The 18,585-nt window shown below is 56.9% G+C and carries 16 protein-coding genes, 1 tRNA gene and 1 pseudogene; 10 read left to right on the forward strand and 8 right to left on the reverse strand.

The genetic code is table 11. The features are described 5' to 3' along the window. Positions 1 to 23: 23 nt before the first annotated feature. The 4 genes from purC to JTJ32_RS01615 all read left to right on the forward strand — a co-directional run bounded on the left by purC (position 24) and on the right by JTJ32_RS01615 (position 2,776). Positions 24 to 734, forward strand: coding sequence for a phosphoribosylaminoimidazolesuccinocarboxamide synthase (gene purC, locus JTJ32_RS01600; RefSeq protein WP_004879213.1), 711 nt, complete (start codon positions 24 to 26; stop codon positions 732 to 734). 92 nt (positions 735 to 826) lie between these two features. Beyond that, a tRNA-Ser gene (locus JTJ32_RS01605) sits at positions 827 to 916 on the forward strand. 209 nt (positions 917 to 1,125) lie between these two features. Then, complete coding sequence (locus JTJ32_RS01610; protein WP_210040505.1) at positions 1,126 to 2,184, forward strand: ParA family protein; 1,059 nt, start codon at positions 1,126 to 1,128, stop codon at positions 2,182 to 2,184. Beyond that, positions 2,168 to 2,776, forward strand: a complete 609-nt coding sequence (locus tag JTJ32_RS01615) for a HEPN domain-containing protein (protein ID WP_210040507.1) — start codon at positions 2,168 to 2,170, stop codon at positions 2,774 to 2,776. The genes JTJ32_RS01610 and JTJ32_RS01615 overlap by 17 nt, the downstream gene beginning before the upstream one ends. Before the next feature lie 268 nt (positions 2,777 to 3,044). On the opposite strand, the pseudogene JTJ32_RS01620 reads toward JTJ32_RS01615, so the two are convergent. Then, a pseudogene (locus JTJ32_RS01620) lies at positions 3,045 to 3,446 on the reverse strand (recombinase family protein); the annotation flags it as partial. 202 nt (positions 3,447 to 3,648) lie between these two features. On the opposite strand from JTJ32_RS01620, the gene JTJ32_RS01625 reads away from it, so the two are divergent. Next, positions 3,649 to 3,945 (forward strand): type II toxin-antitoxin system MqsR family toxin, encoded by a 297-nt coding sequence (locus JTJ32_RS01625; protein WP_184320136.1) that lies wholly within the window; start codon positions 3,649 to 3,651, stop codon positions 3,943 to 3,945. A 2-nt stretch (positions 3,946 to 3,947) separates the two neighbouring features. After that, a complete protein-coding gene (locus JTJ32_RS01630; protein ID WP_210040509.1) occupies positions 3,948 to 4,349 on the forward strand; it encodes a type II toxin-antitoxin system MqsA family antitoxin in 402 nt (133 codons plus the stop codon). A 7-nt stretch (positions 4,350 to 4,356) separates the two neighbouring features. Here JTJ32_RS01630 and JTJ32_RS01635 read toward each other — a convergent pair whose 3' ends face one another. The 4 genes from JTJ32_RS01635 to xylA form a co-directional block, all read right to left on the reverse strand. Further along, positions 4,357 to 5,493, reverse strand: a complete 1,137-nt coding sequence (locus tag JTJ32_RS01635) for a sugar ABC transporter permease (protein ID WP_184319046.1) — start codon at positions 5,491 to 5,493, stop codon at positions 4,357 to 4,359. Beyond that, positions 5,494 to 7,050 (reverse strand): D-xylose ABC transporter ATP-binding protein, encoded by a 1,557-nt coding sequence (xylG, locus tag JTJ32_RS01640; RefSeq protein ID WP_210040511.1) that lies wholly within the window; start codon positions 7,048 to 7,050, stop codon positions 5,494 to 5,496. It abuts the gene before it with no gap. Between the two features lie 98 nt (positions 7,051 to 7,148). Then, positions 7,149 to 8,150: a D-xylose ABC transporter substrate-binding protein gene (xylF, locus tag JTJ32_RS01645; RefSeq protein WP_099229827.1), complete on the reverse strand. Its 1,002-nt coding sequence runs from the start codon at positions 8,148 to 8,150 to the stop codon at positions 7,149 to 7,151. A gap of 167 nt (positions 8,151 to 8,317) precedes the next feature. Beyond that, a complete protein-coding gene (gene xylA, locus JTJ32_RS01650) occupies positions 8,318 to 9,634 on the reverse strand; it encodes a xylose isomerase (protein ID WP_210040513.1) in 1,317 nt (438 codons plus the stop codon). Positions 9,635 to 9,799: 165 nt separating this feature from the next. Here xylA and JTJ32_RS01655 point away from each other — a divergent pair, with 165 nt between their 5' ends. Then, the gene (locus JTJ32_RS01655; RefSeq protein ID WP_210040515.1) at positions 9,800 to 10,993 is read left to right on the forward strand and encodes a XylR family transcriptional regulator; all 1,194 of its coding nucleotides are present in this window, start codon (positions 9,800 to 9,802) and stop codon (positions 10,991 to 10,993) included. 87 nt (positions 10,994 to 11,080) lie between these two features. Here JTJ32_RS01655 and JTJ32_RS01660 read toward each other — a convergent pair whose 3' ends face one another. After that, on the reverse strand, positions 11,081 to 12,451 hold the full coding sequence (locus JTJ32_RS01660; RefSeq protein ID WP_184319058.1) for a GntT/GntP/DsdX family permease: 1,371 nt from the start codon (positions 12,449 to 12,451) through the stop codon (positions 11,081 to 11,083). Positions 12,452 to 12,781: 330 nt separating this feature from the next. Here JTJ32_RS01660 and gvpU point away from each other — a divergent pair, with 330 nt between their 5' ends. Beyond that, positions 12,782 to 13,252 (forward strand): gas vesicle accessory protein GvpU, encoded by a 471-nt coding sequence (gene gvpU, locus JTJ32_RS01665; RefSeq protein WP_099229835.1) that lies wholly within the window; start codon positions 12,782 to 12,784, stop codon positions 13,250 to 13,252. A gap of 69 nt (positions 13,253 to 13,321) precedes the next feature. Here gvpU and JTJ32_RS01670 read toward each other — a convergent pair whose 3' ends face one another. Continuing rightward, the gene (locus JTJ32_RS01670) at positions 13,322 to 13,888 is read right to left on the reverse strand and encodes a manganese catalase family protein (RefSeq protein WP_210040517.1); all 567 of its coding nucleotides are present in this window, start codon (positions 13,886 to 13,888) and stop codon (positions 13,322 to 13,324) included. A 103-nt stretch (positions 13,889 to 13,991) separates the two neighbouring features. Continuing rightward, a complete protein-coding gene (locus tag JTJ32_RS01675) occupies positions 13,992 to 14,639 on the reverse strand; it encodes an HAD-IA family hydrolase (protein WP_210040519.1) in 648 nt (215 codons plus the stop codon). Between the two features lie 295 nt (positions 14,640 to 14,934). Between JTJ32_RS01675 and JTJ32_RS01680 the strand changes: the two genes are divergently transcribed. Together JTJ32_RS01680 and JTJ32_RS01685 are read left to right on the forward strand one after the other, a co-directional pair. Further along, positions 14,935 to 16,626: an NAD-dependent malic enzyme gene (locus tag JTJ32_RS01680; protein ID WP_099229841.1), complete on the forward strand. Its 1,692-nt coding sequence runs from the start codon at positions 14,935 to 14,937 to the stop codon at positions 16,624 to 16,626. A 236-nt stretch (positions 16,627 to 16,862) separates the two neighbouring features. Further along, complete coding sequence (locus tag JTJ32_RS01685) at positions 16,863 to 18,503, forward strand: phosphoethanolamine transferase (RefSeq protein ID WP_210040521.1); 1,641 nt, start codon at positions 16,863 to 16,865, stop codon at positions 18,501 to 18,503. Positions 18,504 to 18,585: the final 82 nt, after the last annotated feature.

Consider the following 18,585-nt stretch of genomic DNA (forward strand, 5'->3'; position numbering starts at 1 on the left):
CTACTTAGCAAGCGGAGCCCATCATGGAAAAACGTGAAGAACTCTACCGCGGCAAAGCCAAATCGGTTTACAAGACCGACGACGCCGACCGCTTGATCCTGCTGTTCCGTAACGACACCTCGGCGTTCGACGGCAAGCGCATCGAACAGCTCGACCGTAAAGGCATGGTGAACAACAAGTTCAACGCCTTCATCATGCAGAAGCTGGAAGAAGCGGGCGTTCCGACCCAATTCGACAAGCTGCTGGGCGACAACGAATGCCTGGTCAAGAAGCTGGACATGATCCCGGTCGAGTGCGTGGTGCGTAACTACGCCGCCGGCAGCCTGGTCAAGCGTCTGGGCATCGAAGAAGGTACGAAGCTCGATCCGTACACCTTCGAACTGTTCCTCAAGGACGACGCCAAAGGCGACCCGTTCATCAACGAATCCCACGTCGTGGCATTCGGTTGGGGCACCGCCGAGCAACTGGTCCGCATGAAAGAACTGTCGCTCAAGGTCAACGAAGTCCTGAAGAAGCTGTTCGACGACGCAGGCCTGCTACTGGTCGACTTCAAGCTTGAATTCGGCGTCTTCCACGGCGAAATCGTCCTGGGCGACGAATTCAGCCCCGACGGCTGCCGTCTGTGGGACAAAGACACCCGCAAGAAGATGGACAAGGACCGCTTCCGCCAGGGCCTCGGTGACGTCATCGAAGCCTACGAAGAAGTCGCCAACCGTCTGGGCGTACCGCTTTAAGCTGTAAAAACGACGCAAGCGTTTGATAGCACGAAAAAAAATGGCCTAAGGGCTTCGCGTTACGCCTCGATGCTGTTATGATGCGCGCCGTTGGAGAGATGCCAGAGTGGCCGAATGGGACGGATTCGAAATCCGTTGTACCTTCACCGGTACCTAGGGTTCGAATCCCTATCTCTCCGCCATTATAAGTAAAGCCCCGCAGGCAAGCGCTTGCGGGGCTTTTTCGTTTCTGGATTGTACGTAGGGATTGTACGTACCTCGGCGGGCCGTATTTCGGTAGACGCGGCGATGGCGCTTTGATAGCTTGGCTGGGCTGATCTGCATTAGATCTCGACACTTCGACGAGCATCGTGGAGGTCCAGTCTTCCAAGCACGCAAGGAGCGACATTCATTGGCTATTCAAATCTCCCTGTTCAACCACAAGGGCGGGGTAAGTAAGACAACTACCGCATTCAATCTGGGCTGGATGCTAGCTCAGAAAGGTAAGAAGGTCTTGCTCGCTGACTGTGATCCGCAGTGCAATCTAACTGGAATGGTACTAGGTTTTAAAGGGAGTGACGATTTTGCGGAGATATACAACTCCGACGGAGTAAGGAATATTCGCGATGGTTTAGCACCCGCTTTTGAATCTCGTCCTGCTCCAATCACCCCTGTTAAGTGTGAGGCAATTGTAGGTCAACCTAATTTGCATTTAATACCGGGGCATATAGGGCTAGCAGAGTATGAAGTCACCTTGGGTATTGCTCAAGAGCTATCCGGCTCGTTAGTGACGCTTCAGAATCTCCCCGGCTCCTTTCATCATCTTTTTCAGTTGACCGCTAAGCAGTACGACTGCGATTATATTATCGTAGATATGAGTCCAAGTCTCGGCCCTATCAATCAGAATCTGTTAATGACTAGTGATTTTTTCCTAGTCCCCATGAGTCCTGACTACTTCTCTGTTATGGCTACAGATTCGTTGTCTAACGTACTTCCGAAGTGGAAGGCGTGGGCAAATCAGGCTCACTCAACTAACGTTCTGCAAAAAGCTACTTACCCATTTCCGGTAATCGAGACGAAGTTTCTCGGGACGGTGATTCAGAAGTACAGGGTCAGGGAGGGAGTTACTGCGTCCGCTGCTTTCCAAAAATGGATTGACGAGATCGAGGCGGGTGTTAAGACTAAGCTTGTGCCAGCGCTTGATGCTTGTGGGATGCTGATGGACGCAGAAGCTTACACGTCCATAGGGGTGGAGCCGGGAGAGCCGCTACTCCAGATGTCCGACTTCAATGGCCTTATTGCGCTATCCCAGAAGCATAAGGTGCCGGTCTACGCGTTAAGCGATGAGCAGTTAGAGCAGACGGGCATTGTGCTTGAGCGGACAAAGAGATCTATGTTGAAGTTTGGTACTCTCTTTTCGGAGGCAGCTGATAGGATTATCTCGCTGACTGAATATGCAGAAAGCCCTTGAGGCCGCTCGCGAGAGTTTGGTACGAGTAGAGCACCTAGGTGGGCTTTATAGTGCTCTGCAATCGCTAACGACGTCAGCAATAGATTCGAGTGACTTGCTTAGAGCTCAGGTGGTCCTCGCTGTAAGTGCACTGGACTTCTACATTCACGAGCTTACCGTTGCGGGCATGATAGAAGTTATTAAAGGCCATCGCCCTTCAACGTCTGCTTTTGAAAAGTATCGCGTCTCAGTCGGGGCAATGCTTGGGGGTATCCAGTCAACGACATTTGATTGGTTTGAGGCTGACGTGCGAGAGAGGCACAGTTTTCTCTCGTTTCAACAGCCGGACAAGATTGCTGATGCAGTTAGGCTTTTTTCCGATATTAAACTATGGGAAGTGGTTGGGAGTTACATTGCAGATAAGGATGTCAAGGAGAGGCTTCGATTGATTGTGGATAGGCGCAACAAGATTGCTCATGAAGCTGATATGTCGCCAAGCTATCCGGGGCAAAGATGGCCGATCACGCAATCAGATGTTGCTGACATTCGCCTATTCATAGGGCGTGTCGTGGAGGGAATCCACCACCATGTTGTACTGTCTGTACCGAGGTAAACAACCAGAAAGGTGTGTGCGCGCTCAGTACGTAAAAGGTCCGAAAATGGCAGGCCTATCCCGTTCCAAAATCGAGACTTTCCAGTCTTGGTCCACGGAGTTGAGATTGCGAGCGAAATATACAGAACGGTATGTGGAGACTCGCTGAAACCATACCAATTGGGGGGGCTCTTTGATGCCCCTAATTTCCGGGGACTGGTAACGCGTAACGCTTTGGCGAAATATGAGCTCAAAGGCCGCTGAAAGCCGCTAGGGCCAAACCGCTGTCTTATGCCTTGTTCCAATGCCGCTTTACTGTAGCGATACCGATATCAAGCGCCTCGGCGACCTCCACCTGCGTCTTGTTGAGCGCTCTCTGCTCCAACACTGCTTTAGTCGTGGCCTTCGCCTCAGGCCTGCCCAGCTTCTTTCCCCCTGCCTTCGCACGCTTTAACCCAGACTGCGTACGCTCGATCAGCAGGTCACGTTCGAATTCCGCTACTGCTCCCAGAACCTGCATTGTCATCTTGCCCGCTGCACTTGTAAGGTCTACACCGCCAAGGGCGAGGCAGTGAACACGGATGCCAGTTGCCGCCAGATGTTCAACCGTTTGACGCACGTCCATTGCGTTGCGGCCAAGTCGGTCCAGCTTGGTAACGATTAGCACGTCTCCTGATTCCATTCGCTCTAAGCTAACAGGTTTATGTTGATGATCTCAAGTTGCCACTACTGCTGGTTCTGTCTAGGCGTAAGAACTGCAACAGCATCGTTTAGGCTGCATTCATCGTAAACCTCGAAAACCTCTGTCACGGCTACAAACCCCGCGTAGCCTGCGCGAGTCATCTCAATTAACCTACTTGCCAATTTAAACCAAGTAGGTTAATTTTTTGAGCATCGAGAAAAGGACACCTCACTGCAAACTAACGGTCGTCAGAAGCCTGATTGAAGCCGGTAAGGTGCGCTCAACGCGTTCAGCTCTGATGGGGGGCGCGGCGCTAGGTTTCGATTTTGACGAAATTGTCGCGATCGCCGGAGCGTTGGTGCCATCGGACTTCTACAAAAGCATGACAACGCATGCGGACCATCGGATCTGGCAGGACGTTTATCGTTGCAAGACGGTTGCGGGTGAGATCTATCTGAAACTGACGGTCATTGATGATGTGCTCATCGTGTCCTTCAAGGAGCTGTGAACATGAAATGCCCATCCTGTGGCGCTACAGAGCTGATGCATGACAGACGTGATATGCCATACACGTACAAAACCGAATCGACGTTGATTCCTCTGGTGACGGGCGATTATTGCCCTGCGTGTGGCGAGGTTGTCCTGGCTTCGTTCGAATCCACACGGGTCAGCAATGCGATGCTTGAGTTCAACAGGCAGGTGAACGCATCGCTTGTGGACCCTGCGTTCATCACCACGGTTCGCAAGAAGCTGGCGCTTGATCAACGCGAGGCAGCGGAAATTTTCGGCGGTGGTGTCAATGCTTTTTCACGCTATGAAAACGGCAAGACGAAACCGCCCCTTTCTTTGATCAAGCTTTTAAGACTGCTGGATCGACACCCCGAACTCCTGAACGAGGTCCGAACAGCTTAGACACCCCTCACCGCCGCCCCGTCCGCGTGCTCACATCCACCCACACCGCCAGCACCAGAATGCTGCCTTTCACGATCATCTGCCAATAGCTGTCCACATCCAGCATGGACATGCCGTTGTCCAGGCTGGTGATGACCAGCGCCCCCAGCAGCGCGCCGTAGACCGTGCCGGAGCCGCCGCGCATGGAGGTGCCGCCGATGAAGCAGGCGGCGATGGCATCGAGTTCGCCCATGTTGCCTGCGGAGGGCGAGCCGGCGGCGAGGCGGGCGGTGTTGACCATGCCGGCGAGGGCGCACATGACGCCCATGATGCCGAAGATCCACAGTTTGACGGCCTGTACGTTGATGCCGGACAGGCGTGTGGCTTCCATGTTGCTGCCCACCGAGTAGACGCGGCGGCCGAATACGGTCTGGCTGGTGACGTAGCTGAACACGCCCAGCAGAACCAGCAGAAGGAGCACGGGCACCGGGATGCCGTCGTAGCTGTTGAGGGTGTAGACGAACCCGGCCAGCACGGCGCCGATCAGCACGACGCGGGTGGCGTCTCGAACCATCGAGTGGGCGGCAAGGCCGTGCAGGGCGCGGTTACGGCGTTGTCGCCAGGTGAGGAACAGAGTCAGGGCAAAAAGCACGATGCCCAGGCCGGTGCCGACAGCATGCGGCAGGTAACCTTGGCCGACATAGACCAGCTCCGGCGAGACCGGCGCGATGGTGGTGCCGCCCGTGATGCCCAACAGAATGCCGCGGAACGCCAGCATGCCGCCCAGGCCGACGATGAACGACGGAATGCGCAGGTAGGCGGTCATGTAGCCGTTGGCAAGGCCGATCATCAGTCCGCACAGGGCGACGATACTCAGGTTGGCGAGCAGCGGTATGTGATAGATCACGTCGAGAATTGCCGCCAGCCCGCCCAGCAGGCCGAGCAACGAGCCTACCGACAGGTCGATCTCGCCGCTGATGATCACCAGCACCATGCCGCAGGCGAGGATGCCGGTGATCGACATCTGCCGCAGCAGGTTGGACAGGTTGCGCGGGGTCAGAAAGCCGCCTTCGGTCTGCCAACTGAAAAACAGCCAGATGATCGCCACGGCGATGACCAGTGCGAGCATTTTGTAGCGGGAAAAGAGCTGTTTGACCTGATTCATCTACGCGGTCTTCCGATCATTATTGTTATGGCCGTCGGGGTGGCTGAGCGCGGCGGCGAGCACCTGTTCCTGGGTGAGATCCTGATTGATGAAGTCGCCACGCAACTGGCCCTCGCCGATCACCAGTACGCGGTCGGAGACGCCCAGCACTTCGGCCAGCTCCGAGGACACCATGATGATCGACACACCTGCAGCCGCCAGCGCGCCCATCAGTTTGTAAATCTCGTATTTGGCACCGACATCGACGCCCCGAGTCGGCTCATCGAGAATCAGCACGCGGGGTTTGGTGAGCAGCATTTTGGCCAGCACGGCTTTCTGCTGATTGCCGCCGGACAGGCTGGTGATCGGCAGGAACGGGCTCGCGGTCTTGAGGTGCATGCGCGAGATTTCCCGGTCGATGCTGCCCAACTCGGCTTCGGCGTCGATGCGGGTCATCTTCGAGTAGCTGTCCAGCACGGCGAGGGTGATGTTCTGGCCCACGCCCAGATCAGGAATGATGCCCTGACGCTTGCGGTCTTCCGGGACCATGCACAGCCCGGCGCGGATCGATTTGAGTGGCGTGCGCGTGTCGATCTGCTGACCTTCCAGCCAGACCTCGCCTTCGTAGCGACCGGGATAGGCGCCGAACAGCGCAGAGACCAGTTCCGTGCGTCCGGCACCGACCAGCCCGGCAATGCCCAGAATCTCGCCACGCTTGAGCACGAATGAAATGTCATCGACCCGTTTGCGTTTCGGGTTGTCGACGTCGTAGCAGGTGAAGTGGCGTGCTTCGAACATCACCTCACCCACCTCGTGTGGTTCAGTGGGGTAGAGGTTGCTCATTTCCCGGCCGACCATCTGGGTGATGATTTTCGGGATGTCCATGTCCGCCATCGCGGTAGTGGCGATGTGTTTGCCATCGCGAATCACCGAAATGGTGTCGCATACCGCAGCGACTTCATCGAGCTTGTGGGAGATGTAAACGCACGCCACGCCCTTGGCCTTCAGGTCGCGAATGATGTCCAGCAGCACCTCGATTTCCGAGCGGGTCAGGGCCGAGGAGGGTTCGTCAAGAATGAGCAGCCGCGCCTGTTTGTTCAGCGCCTTGGCGACTTCCACCAGTTGCTGGTAACCGCCACCGTATTGCGAAACCGGCAGCGCCACGTTCATGTCCGGCACCTTGAGTTCACGCATCAGGGCCTCAGCGCGATGGATCATCGCCGGGTAGTTCATGCGTCCGCCGCGCAGGGTCAGTTCATGGCCCATGAAGATGTTTTCAGCGACCGACAGATCAGGCACCAGAGTCAGTTCCTGATGGATGATGACGATGCCTGCGGCTTCCGTTTCGCTGATCGATTGCGCCTTGAGCGGCTGGCCGTCCCAGAGAATTTCACCTTCCCAGGTGCCGAAGGGATAGACCGCCGACAGGACTTTCATCAGCGTGGATTTACCGGCACCGTTTTCGCCGCACAGGCCGACACATTCTCCGGCCCGGACCTTGATGTCGATGCCGTTCAGGGCTTTGACGCCGTCGAAGGTTTTGACGATGCCGTTCATTTGCAGCAGATAGTCGGACATGGCGAGGCACTCACACAGAGGCAGCACAAGACGTATCGCAGGACCGGTCTCATCCAGTCCTGCGGTTCATCCTCAGGCATTCAGGCAAGCCTGATCGGTCATTGCCCGGCGATCTGCGCCTTGGTGTAAAAGCCATCCTTCTCCAACAGGTCGATGTTGTCCCTGGTCAGTGGGGTTGGCGTGAGCAGGATGGTGTCGACCTTCTTGTTGCCGTTATCGTACTGCGAGCTGTAGGTCGGTTTTTCGTTACGCGCCAGTTGCACGGAGAGCTTGGCGGCTTCCGAGGCAATCAGTTTGAGCGGCTTGTAGACGGTCATGGTCTGGGTGCCGTCGATCACGCGCTTGACCGCTGCCAGGTCGGCGTCCTGCCCGGAGATGGGCACCTTGCCCGCCAGTTTCTGCGCGGCGAGGGCCTGAATGGCACCGCCGGCAGTGGCGTCGTTGGAGGCGACGATGCCGTCGATTTTGTTGTTGTTACGGGTCAGGGCGTTTTCGACGATGCTCAAGGCTTCGGTCGGGTTCCATTCCTTGACCCATTGCTGGCCGACAATCTTGATGTCGCCCTTATCGATGGCCGGTTGCAGCACTTTCATCTGGCCTTCGCGCAGGATCTTGGCGTTGTTGTCGGTGGGTGCGCCACCGAGCAGGAAATAGTTGCCCTTCGGCGCGGCTTGCAGCACACCGCTGGCCTGCATCTCGCCGACCTTTTCGTTATCGAAGGAGATATAGGCATCAATGTCGGCGTTGAGGATCAGTCGGTCATAGGACACCACCTTGATCCCGGCTTTCCTGGCCTCGGCCACGGCGTTGGTCAGCACGGTGGCGTTGAACGGCACGATGACGATCACGTCGACGCCGCGGGAAATGAGGTTTTCGATCTGTGAAATCTGCTTCTGCTCGTTGGCGTCGGCCGATTGCACATAGACCTTGGCGTTCATCTTCTCTGCGGCTGCGACAAAGTAGTCACGGTCTCGTGACCAGCGTTCAAGGCGCAGGTCATCGATGGAAAAACCGATTTTCGGATTGGCCGAGTCGGCCATGGCGGGAAGCGAAAGCAGAGCCAGCGCGCTGGCGAGTAACGTGAGTCGTAGCTTTTTCATGGTGGTGCGTCCTTTTATTGTTGTTTGAAGACACTGCCTGACGTTTAACGAATTGCCGGTAGAACTGTAGAGAGTCGCGTGGCCCTGCGAGCAGAGAATTGTCGCGGGAATGTAACCGCTTCGCCCGGCCTGCCGACTCTCCAAGGTCTGGCGCTTGCGGCCTTTGGTCAGCGGTAGATGAACCGGTTGACCACGTTTTCCAGCATCTCCTGTCGACCGCTGACCGCCTGAGGATTCAGTTCGTCGGCGAAAGCTTTCCGGGCCAGCGACTCAAGGCTGAACTCGCCCGCCAGCACGGCTTTGCCCAACGGCTGCTGCCAGCCTGCGTAACGCTGATCCTTGAATTTCTGAAGCTGGTCGTTCTGTACCATCGCGGCTGCACGTTCCAGCGAAAGGGCAAGGACATCCATGGCCGCGATATGGCCATGGAACAGATCCACTTCATCCAGGCTCTGGCGACGAACCTTGGAGTCGAAGTTGAAGCCGCCATTCTTGAAGCCACCAGCTTTCAGAATCTCGTACGTGGCCAGGGTCATTTCTTCGACACTGTTGGGAAACTGATCCGTGTCCCAGCCGTTCTGCGGATCGCCGCGGTTGGCGTCGATGCTGCCGAAAATCCCGAGCGAGACCGCTGTGGCAATTTCATGATGGAAGCTGTGCCCGGCGAGGGTCGCATGGTTGGCTTCGATGTTGACCTTGATCTCGTTCTCCAGACCGAACTGCTGCAGAAAGCCAAACACCGTGGCGCTGTCGTAATCGTACTGGTGTTTGGTCGGCTCCTGCGGCTTGGGTTCGATCAGCAGATCGCCTTTGAAACCGATCTTGTGCTTGTGCTCGACCACCATGCGCATGAAACGGCCCAGTTGTTCGCGTTCCTGTTTCAGGTCCGTGTTGAGCAGGGTTTCGTAGCCCTCGCGGCCACCCCACAGCACGTAGTTGGAGCCTTTCAGGCGCTGGGTGGCGTTCATGGCGCTGAACACTTGAGCTGCGGCGAAGGCGAATACTTCAGGGTCGGGGTTGCTGGCGGCACCGGCGGCAAAGCGTGGATTACTGAAGCAATTGGCCGTGCCCCACAGCAGTTTGATGCCGGTTTCTTCCTGGTGGCGCTCCAGGTGATCGATCATCTGTGCGAAGTTGTTACGGTATTCCTTCAGCGAGTGGCCTTCCGGCGCCACGTCGGTGTCGTGGAAGCAGTAGTAGTCGATGCCCAGTTTGGAAAAGAACTCGAAGGCCGCTTCAGCCTTGCCGATGGCTTGCTCCATTGGACCTGCGGCCTGCTGCCAGGGGCGCTTGAAGGTGCCGGCACCAAACACGTCGGAGCCTGGCCAGACGAAGGTGTGCCAGTAGCAGACCGCCATGCGCAGGTGCTCGCGCATGGGCTTGCCGAGGATCAGCTTGTCGGCGTCGTAGTGGTGGAAGGCAAACGGCGAATCGCTGGCAGGACCTTCGTAGACGATCCTGTCGACAGTGGGGAAATACGACATGGGCGTGTTCCTTATTGTTCTTGGCGGTTCCCCGATACTAGCAACGGCCCTGTCGCCGTTGATTATGAAAGTCACCAACCGGCAGTGCGATTTTGAGTTGAGATTCGCGTCCTGCACGCCTAGGCTGTCGTTAAACGCGCTGTTTAATAACGCAGTGTAAAAACAATGAAAACTGTCCCTCCCGTTCACCGCATCGCGCTGCTGTTCAATGGCAGCAAGATCTACGACCGCGGCATCATCAGCGGCATCGGCAATTACCTGAGCAGCACCCGTGCGTCCTGGGACCTGTTCCTTGAGGAGGACTTCCTATGTCGTCTGCGCGGGATCGAGCGCTGGCAGGGTGACGGGATCATTGCCGATTTCGACGATCCCTTGATCGGCGAGGCGCTGGCTGGCATCAGGTTACCGGTGGTCGCGGTGGGCGGCAGTTATCAGGACGACCGGGCATATCCGAAGGGCATTCCCTACGTCGCCACCGATAACGACGCCCTGATGAAGCTGGCCTATGAGCATTTGATAGAAGCCGGACTGACCCGTTTTGCCTGTTTCAGCCTGCCCGAATCGCAGGCCAATCGCTGGGCGCAGGAGCGGGAGAAGGCCTTTCGCAGGTTGCTGCAGCGTGATGGTTTAAACGTCGATATCTATCGCGGCATGGGCACCAGCGCACCGCTCTGGGACAGCGCCGTCGAGCAGCAGATCGCTTGGCTGCAAAGCCTGCCCAAGCCTATCGGCATCATCGCCGTCAGTGACGCCCGGGCCCGGCAGTTGCTGCAAGCCTGTCTGACGGCCGGCATTGCCGTGCCGGAGCAGGTGGCGTTGATCGGTATCGACAATGACCCCCTGACCCGCACGCTGACCCGAGTTCCGCTGAGTTCGGTGATTCAGGGCACCGAAACCATGGGGCGGACCGCCGCGCACCTGCTGCATCAGATGCTGCACGGCATGCCGTCCGCCGGGACGCAGATTCTGATACCGCCCGATGCGATCAACGTGCAGGCTTCAAGTCTGCACCAACCGCTGGGCGACCCCTATGTGATGCAGGCGCTGCTGTTCATCCGCCAATACGCGTGTCAGGGCATCAAGACTGCGCAAGTGGCAGCCTATGTTGGAATCTCGCGCTCTTCGCTGGAATCACACTTTCGCAAGGTTCGGGGCTGCAGCGTTCACGACGAGATCCTGCGCTTCAAACTTGCCGCAGCGGCCAGCGGGCTGGAGAACACCGATTCAGCCATTGCCGACATTGCCCGCGACTGCGGCTTCACCTCGGCGCAATACCTGCACACCGTGTTCCGCCGCGAGTTCGGCTGCACGCCCAGGGAGTATCAACAGGGTGGGCATGACAGGCTTCTGTCCGTCTGACACAGCGCAAGCGCGCAGCGGACACAGTCGACACGGTATGTCATATGTCAGGAAATTCCCGTCATCGAGGCCGCATACCGTTACGTTTCACGTCAACCAATGCCACAGCAGCGACGTGCCCACCAGCCCGACCACTGACACGATGGTCTGCAGTACCGACCAGACCCACAGTGTCTGCTTCAGTTGCAGGCCAAAGTATTCGCGGACCATCCAGAAGCCTGCATCGTTGACGTGGCAGAAGAACACCGAGCCTGCGCCAATCACCAGCGCTACCAGCGAGGCTTCGACAGGGGCGAGCCCGGCCATCATTGGGGCCAGGATACCTGCTGTCGTAGTGGTCGCCACCGTGGCGGAACCAGTGGCCTGACGAAGCGCGACGGCAATCAGCCAGGCCAGCAACAGATATGGCATGTGTGCACCTTCGGCCACCTTGCTGATGGTCTGGCTGACCCCGGCATCCAGCAACGTTTGTTTGAGGCCACCACCGGCACCGATGGTCAGCAGCAACACGGCAATCGGCGCCAGGCTTTTACGCAATGTGCCGCCGACATGTTCGCGGGAAAGACCATTGGCCCAGCCCAGGCACACGGTTGCCGCCAGCACCGCGATGCTCAGTGCAACGAGTGGTTCGCCGAGAAACTTCAAGGTCAGCGCAACGTTGCTTTCAGGCTCCATTGCCACTTTGGCAAGCGTGCTGCCAAGCATCAGAATCACCGGCAGCAGAATGATCAGCAGCGACATGCCAAAGCCAGGCTGGCGGCTGACGTCAGGCCTGGCGCTGAACAGCTTGCCCAGATCGGCAGGCTCTTCGATGTGCATGCGCTTTGACAGCCAGTTTCCGTAAAGAGGCCCTGCAAGAATGACCGCGGGGATTGCAACGCACAGCCCCAGCAGCATGGTCAGCCCCAGATCGGCGTGCAAGGCACTGACTGCGATCAAGGGACCGGGATGGGGCGGCATCAGCGCATGCAGTGTCGTCATGCCGGCCAGCGCCGGGATGGCGATTTTCAGCAGTGGCTGACCCGACTGGCGCGCCATGACGAAGATGATCGGCACCATCATCACCAGGCCGACTTCGAAGAACAACGGCAGACCGATGACCATCGCTACCAGCGCCATGACCCACGGCAATGTCTTGCCCTTGCCCAGCCCCAGCAGGGTAGATGCGATGCGGTCCGCAGCACCGGATTCGGCCATCAGCGCACCGAGCATGGCGCCCAGCGCGATGATGATGCCAGCCTCGCCCAAAATACCACCCGCGCCCTTGCTGAACGCTTTGGCAACGGCTTCGGCGGGCAGCCCGGCGCCTATTCCGGCGATGAACGTACCGACCAGTATCGACAGAAAAGGCGGAAGTTTGGTAGCGCTGATCAGCACGATGATCGTGGCGATTGCAATCAGGCAGCAGACAATAAGACGGGTATCGTGAAACACCCAGGCAGCGGACGACAGATCCAACACGGACCCCCTTTATCAATCGGTTCTATTCGGATTCTGGCCAAGGCCTCCCTGGCAGGCACTGATACAATTTGTTGCAATTTACCAAACGATACCTGAATGCGACATTGCGTCGCAGTTAATTTTCACAGGTTTTGGCTGAAGTCCCGGTTGTGCACCTGCAGGAAAAATGAGTCTCGAAACTGTCCCGATGTGATTTTTCGTCTCGCCAATTCAAGCAACACGTGATGTGTGGCGATGCAAAGAGGAATTACGCGTTGAACGGGTTTCGCTTTCAGCCGATGTGATCTATACCTTGGGTTCACGTTATGTGAAGCCAGGAGCTTTCAGATGTCGGACGTCGATCAAATCGAACAAGCGCAACCTTCTCCCAACCAGAATCACGATGATGTCATTGCCCAGATCAAGTGGCAGGGCAAGCAGATTGATTGGCTGCTGCAGTGGCTGGTCAAGTTTGTCGCCAATACCAAAGTCGAAATGGGCGTCACTCTGACGGTCGGTGGCAATCTTGTGTCAGGTAATCTCATTTCCCATGATGCGTATTTCGAGCAATTGGCCGAGGATATTTCCGCCCCGTTCACCCAGTTCTCGAACGGTGCCGACGCGTCCATGAAGGAGATGATCCTGTCATTCAAGCCGGGCGACTCGTCTGAAGACACACCCGCATTTCATTTCATCCACCTGAAGGACTGTCAGACCTACTCAAGCGACGGCAATCCGATTTGTGAATCCGGGGTGTTGTGGCGAGGCAGGATCGCAGCGGTAGATGGATTTACCATCGGCTTGATTGCGAAGAAATAGTGCTTTTCAGCGTTCTCATACAGAGTGCACTCCGCCCCGGCAACCTCGGGGCCTCTGGTGATGGATCGCTCAGCGTTTGATGCTCTTCAGCATCGCTTCGAATTCATTCAGATGCTTCATCTGACGTCGTTTGGCTTGACTCAAGACTCTGATGAAGTGACTGTCTGAAGTGAGTGACGTAAGTTGCTCGTACACGGCTATCTGCCTTTCTTCTGTGGCAATGTTCGAGCGCAGATAATGATCGAGCTCTTTCGCATCGCGCACCGTCCTGGAAGGCTTCCGAGTGTCGTCATCCATCTGCTTTGCCGAAGCCTCGGTCGTTTCCAGTGTGTTGCTGGCAATACCCTTTGCCGTTAGCAAGGCACCGAAATCTGCATTTTCAGGTACGCCGGAAAGGTTCGACGTTTGACCTTTGGCCAGTTCCAGCAGAATCGAGGCAAGAACCCGTGCATTCTTGATTTTTTCCTTGGCAATCCGGATGAGCGCGGCTTTGTGGGCAGGGTTGTCTTCAGTGATCGCCTGACTCAGGTACTCCGTTGCCATGGGGAGTTCGCCTTCGGTGCCTCTGAATTGCTCAAGCAGAAGGTCGAAGAACGCAAGATTGCTCATGAATGTGTGATTTTTCGGGGGGGACATGTATGTCTCCAATAATCAAATACTCTCATATTCGATATTTCTGAACAGCTAATGAAAACGATGGTTCAGTGTTTTCGTTCAGTGATCCGACCCGCTGCACATTTCAGGAAGCCAGAGTGAGTTGTCCGTTCTCGACCCTGACCTTCAACCCCAGATAATTGGGCAGGGTCCAATCCTGTGTTTGGTAGGGATGCAGATGGGCCGCCGTGATCACTACCACGCTGGCTCCCGCAGCCTTGCCTGCCGCAATGCCGGCCGGCGCGTCTTCGAACACCAGGCATTGCCCGGGCTCGACACCCAGCCGCTGTGCCGCGAGTAGAAAGCCATCCGGCGCAGGCTTGCCCTTCGTCACATCCTCGGCGGTGATGACGACATCAGGCAGGGCCAGGCCTGCAGCTTTCATGCGTGCCTTCGCCAGGGCGAGTGGGGCGGAGGTGACCACTGCCCAGCGATTGGCGGGCAACGAGGCCAGGAACTCAGCCACGCCTTCAATTGCGGCCACGCCGTCCACATCTTCGATCTCGGCCTGGGAAATGGCTTCCGCTTCCTGCTGCACGTCGATCCCTTCAATATTCTGCTTACGGACCGTATCGATGCTTCTTACGCCATGAATGGTCGGCAGGAAGCTGTCCACATCCAGCCCGTGTTTCTGTGCCCATTTCGCCCACACCCGTTCGGCGGCAATCACGGAGTTGAGCAGAGTGCCATCCATGTCGAACAGAAAGGCGGCGAAGGGCTTATGGTCAGGCATGCTGGTCTCGCAATCAACGAATGAGCGGTAAAGATGCCCGTCCGCGCCCTCTTCGTGCAAGGCGTTAAAGCATGTCTGTTTGTTGAATCGGTAGCATCATCTTGCCATTCTCTGCGCGACAAAATGCCGCAATCGGCCTTCAGGCGGGTAAGATGTGGCCCTGACTTGAAACACCGAATCCTGTCCGGTATGGCCTGAAAGAACTGGCACATAAAGAAAAAGAAGAAAACGCCAGGCTGCCCGCCCCGGTCGACGCACAGAATCAACGAGTAGACGAAAAAGGCGATCAGAAAAAATGACCAACACTTCGCGACCTTTGTATATTTCCTATGCAGGACCTTCACTGCTGGAAATGCCCCTGCTGAACAAGGGCAGTGCCTTTACCCCGCAAGAGCGGGTCGAATTCAATTTGATCGGGCTGCTGCCGCAGAACGTAGAGACGATCGAAGAGCAAGTCACGCGGGTCTACAGTCAGTACAAGCAGTGCGCGACCGATCTGGACAAACATATCTACCTGCGTTCGATTCAGGACAACAACGAAACGTTGTTTTTCCGGCTGCTGGACTCGCATCTGGACGAGATGCTGCCGATCATTTATACGCCGACGGTTGGCCAAGCGTGCCAGGAATTCTCCAAGATCTACCGCACGCACCGTGGTCTGTTCATCTCCTACCCTGAACGCGACCGCATCGACGATATCCTGCGCAGCGCCACCAAGGACCGCATCAAGATCATCGTGGTCACCGACAGCGAGCGCATTCTCGGCCTGGGCGACCAGGGCATTGGCGGCATGGGCATCCCGATCGGCAAGCTGTCGCTTTATACCGCCTGCGGTGGCATCAGCCCGGCCTACACGTTGCCGATCGTCCTCGACGTGGGCACCAACAACCGTGAACTGCTCGACGACCCGATGTACATGGGCTGGCGTCACGAGCGTGTGTCGGGCAAGGAATACGAAGACTTCATCGCCCTGTTCATCGATGCCGTTCAGCGCCGCTGGCCGGACGTGCTGTTGCAGTTCGAAGACTTCGCCCAGTCCAACGCCATGCCGTTGCTGGAGAAATACCGCGACGAACTCTGCTGCTTCAACGACGACATCCAGGGCACCGCATCGGTTGCCGTGGGCACCTTGCTGGCGGCCTGCAAGGCCAAGGGTGAAAGCCTCGGGCAGCAGAAAGTCGTGTTCGTTGGCGCAGGTTCCGCCGGTTGCGGGATCGCCGAACACATCATCGCGGCGATGCAGATCGAAGGCCTGAGCGAAAGCGAAGCCCGTCAGCGCATCTTTATGGTGGATCGCTTCGGCCTGTTGACCGATGGCATGGACAACCTGCTCGATTTCCAGAAGCGTCTGGCGCAGAAGACTGCCGACGTGTCTGGCTGGATTGCCGGCTCCGAGACGTTCCCGACGCTGCTCGACGTGGTCACCCACGCTGGCGCCACGGTATTGATCGGTGTATCGGGCCAGCGTGGGCTGTTCACCGAGCAGGTCATCCGTGAAGTTCACAAGCACTGCGCCAAGCCGCTGGTGATGCCATTGTCGAACCCGACCTCCAAGGTCGAAGCCACGCCGGAAGAAATTCTGCGCTGGACCGACGGCAACGCATTGGTCGCTACGGGCAGTCCATTTGCTCCGGTTGAAATCAATGGCCGCACCGTGCATATCGCTCAGTGCAACAACTCCTACATCTTTCCTGGCATCGGTCTGGGCGTAGTAGCCTGCAAGGCCACCCGCATCACTGACCGTATGTTGATGGCCGCCTCCAACGCATTGGCCGAATGCTCACCGATGGTGACAGGGCAGGGTGACGCGGTGCTGCCGCCGCTCAAGGAAATCCAGCAGGTCAGCCGCAAGATCGCGCTGGCAGTCGCCAAAGAGGCCCAGGCCGAAGGTCTGGCGCTGGAAACCACCGAAGAAGTGTTGCTGGCCGCCATCGAGCGCAACTTCTGGCTGCCCGATTACCGTGCCTACCGTCGTCGTTCAGTCTGATTGGCTGAAGAAGACCAAACACGCCCCCGCAAGCCTGCTTGCGGGGGCGTTTTATGAGGGGAATCAGCGGTTTGCCTGAATCCTGCCTGTCTCGCCGTGAAATAATATTAATCCAACCCAGTGTTCGCACACTTTTCACATAAAATTGATAGGGCGCTGCTTACAGTCCGCCCGATTGGGGACGTTGCCTCGTTGATGCTTCACCCGGTACATATCAATCAGATAAGCAGAGTGCGATGCCGAAAATCAGAAGTGTCAGACCAGAGGCCGTCACGTTACTGGCCAGCTTTTTTTTACTGTCGTTTTTTAATTTCAATCTCTGGCAGCATCTGTTTGCAATTACCAGTTCCGACACCAAAGGCATCGCCATGCGCGTGGCGTTCGGCGTCATGCTCTTCTGTGTATTCAATCTATGCCTGACGCTCGTGGCGTTCAGGCGCGTTTTCAAGCCTGTGTTGATGCTGATGTTCATGATCAGTGCGGGAGTCGCCTACTTCATGGGCGAATACGGCGTAATGATCGACGCGGGCATGTTTCGCAACTTTGCGGAAACCAACGCTACTGAAGTGCAGGGGCTGCTGTCGCTGAAACTGATTGCCTACCTCCTTTTACTGGGCATCCTGCCGTCGCTGCTGTTGTGGAAAACCCCGATCAATTACCGCCGCTGGCACCGCGACCTGTTCAGTAAACTGGTCGTGGGCGTTGTCTGCAGTCTTGCAGTTGGTGGCGCTGCATTGGCCAACTACCAAGGGCTTTCTTCGCTGTTTCGCAATCATCACGAATTGCGCCTGATGGTGGTGCCCAGTAACTATATTGGCGCGTCGGTGGGGTATCTGAATGAGCAGGTCATGTCTGCCCGACGCCCTTTCGTGAAACTCGGCGAGGACGCGAAACGCTCTGCGGATATGGCGGCGCATACCCGCAAGTCACTGACTGTACTGGTTGTGGGTGAAAGTGCGAGGGCCGAAAACTTCGGCATACTGGGCTACGGACGTAATACCACGCCAAACCTGAGCAATGAACGCGACCTTGTGGCGTTTACCGACGTGTATTCGTGCGGCACTGAAACGGCGGTGTCAGTACCGTGCATGTTTTCCAACCTGGGGCGAAAGGATTACGACGGCACCAGGGCCCATAATCAGGAAGGTCTGCTGGATGTGCTCCAGCGCGCCGGAATTCAGGTCGTGTGGCGCGACAATCAGGCCGGTTGCAAGGGCACCTGCGACCGCGTCGCCTTTCAGGACGTCAGCAACCTGAAGGATCCGCAGCTGTGCAACAACCACGAATGCCGTGACGAGATTCTGCTGCAGGGTCTGGAAGGGTTCATCAACAGTCTGGACAAGGATACGGTACTGGTTCTGCACCAGATGGGCAGTCACGGGCCGGAATACTTCAAACGCTATCCGAAAGAATATGAAAGATTCACCCCCGTGTGTGAAAGCAACGCGCTGAACAACTGCAGCCGCGACAGTATCGTCAATGGCTACGACAACACGCTGCTGTACACCGATCACGTGCTGTCGAAGCTGATCGGTGTATTGCGCGCGCATCAGGACAACGTCGATACCGCGATGATTTATTTGTCCGACCACGGCGAATCGCTGGGCGAGTACAACCTGTTTCTGCATGGCACGCCGTATCTGCTGGCGCCGGATCAGCAGAAACACGTGCCCATGCTTATCTGGTTGTCGGAAAACTATCAGCGGTCCTACGCCGTCACGCCACAATGCCTGGCCAGGGAGCGCAACACGCCGCTCAGTCAGGACAATCTCTTTCATTCCATGCTGGGTCTGTTGAAAGTTGACACCAAGGTCTACAACCCCGCACTGGACCTGTTTGCCGGGTGCCGCAGCGAGGCCGCGGCCAGTGCGCCATGAGCCTGATCGCTGTGCAGGTAGCGTCGGGTTTGCGGTCATTTCTGCAATCATTTTCATCAAGATGCGCAAGACCGGGACGACA

The organism is Pseudomonas alliivorans, assembly GCF_017826695.1.
Taxonomy (GTDB): Bacteria; Pseudomonadota; Gammaproteobacteria; order Pseudomonadales; family Pseudomonadaceae; genus Aquipseudomonas; species Aquipseudomonas alliivorans.